Below are 1540 nucleotides of genomic sequence, written 5' to 3'. Positions count from 1 at the left end.
CTGTCCGTCGTCAGAGATTTTGGCACCAAGAGCGGCGTAAACTAAGAGAGAGTTCGGCTCATCTTGTTGGATTGATTATGCGGCGCGTTTTCTGTGATGCAAGCGTCGCGTTTCGAGCGTCTTTCGTTTGATCCTTTCCCTTTGTTTTAGAATGGCTTTGTCCCGTCCGAAGTAGACGTCAGCGGGTGTGACGTTGTTCAGGCTCTCGTGATAGCGTTGGTGATTGTAGTGATCGACGAAGGCTTCGGTCTGGGCTTCGAGATCGCCGGGCAGGAAGTAGTTTTCCAGCAAGATGCGGTTCTTGAGGGTTTGATGCCGACGCTCGATCTTGCCTTGGGTTTGGGGATGATACGGCGCTCCACGCGAGTGCTTCATGCCTTTGTCTTGCAACCACTCAGCCAAATCGCCCGAGACGTAACTGGACCCGTTGTCGCTCAACAAACGTGGCTTATGAACGACGTGAACCTGATCACACCCGGATGCCTGCAGCGCCAGATCGAGAGTATCGGTCACATCTTCAGCCCACATGTTGGTGCAGAGCTTCCATGAGATGATGTAACGGCTGAAATCGTCCAGGATGGTCGACAGATAGAACCAACCCCAACCAAGGACCTTGAGATAGGTAAAGCCGGTCTGCCACAGTTGATTGATACCCGTCGTTATGTCTCTGAACTCACTGGCCGCCTTGAGCACGATGAAGGCCGGGCTGGTGATCAGATCATGGGCTTTGAGCGTCCGATAAACCGAGGATTCCGAGACAAAGTAGCGTTCCTGATCAGTGAAGGTCACGGCCAGTTCGCGAGGCGACAACTCCGTCTCTTTCAGCACCAGCTTGACGACCTTGCGCTTCACTTCGGTCGGGATGCGGTTCCAAACGTGCTTTGGCTTGGGAGACTGGTCCTGCAGCCCAGCTTCACTGTGCTGCACGTATCGATCATACCAACGGTAGAATGTGGTGCGAGGAATACCCGCTTGGCCAGCGTCTGACGCGCTGACAGATGGCTTTCTTCCACGAGCCGGATGATCTCCAGCTTCTCTGATGCAGTATACCTCATTCGTGGTCGTCCCCATCGCCCAGCATGCTTTTTTTGAGAAGGCGCAATTCAAGCGTCTGTTCTGCGACAACCTCCTTGAGATCCATTGCTTCGCGGCGCAGTTCCTTCACCTCGTCCGTGTTCGCAGCACGCGCTGTATCGCCTGCCAGACGCTTCTTTCCCTGTCTCGGTTCATTCGAACCGATGGCATTCACCTCAACAGTCCATGAAGTCTTTTGACCACTTGTAGTAAAGGCCCTGCGATATGCCTTCCCGGCTACACAGCTCAGCAATGCTGCCTTCGCCACGCAGCCCGTCAAGCACGATCCTGATCTTCTCTTCGGACGAATACTGTTTGCGTGTGGCGCGTTTGATATCTTTGACGATCTTCTCGCCAGGGCTTTTGGTTGTCTTTCTCATCTTCCACTCCTCAGTGGTTACGATGAGCCAGAAACTCTCCCTTATCAAATCAACCTAATTGGACCCATTAGCGCTGACGTCAAACG

General features: G+C 53.5%; 1 pseudogene. It reads right to left on the bottom strand.

From position 1 onward, the window contains the following. Positions 1 to 75 precede the first annotated feature (75 nt). Positions 76 to 1454 (bottom strand): annotated as a pseudogene (locus ROA7450_RS20645) (IS3 family transposase). Between the last annotated feature and the right edge of the window lie 86 nt (positions 1455 to 1540).

Origin of the sequence: Roseovarius albus, from assembly GCF_900172335.1 — a bacterium.
GTDB lineage: Bacteria > Pseudomonadota > Alphaproteobacteria > Rhodobacterales > Rhodobacteraceae > Roseovarius > Roseovarius albus.
Note: the sequence above shows the minus strand (reverse complement) of the source record. Positions and strands in the feature narration are given on the sequence as shown.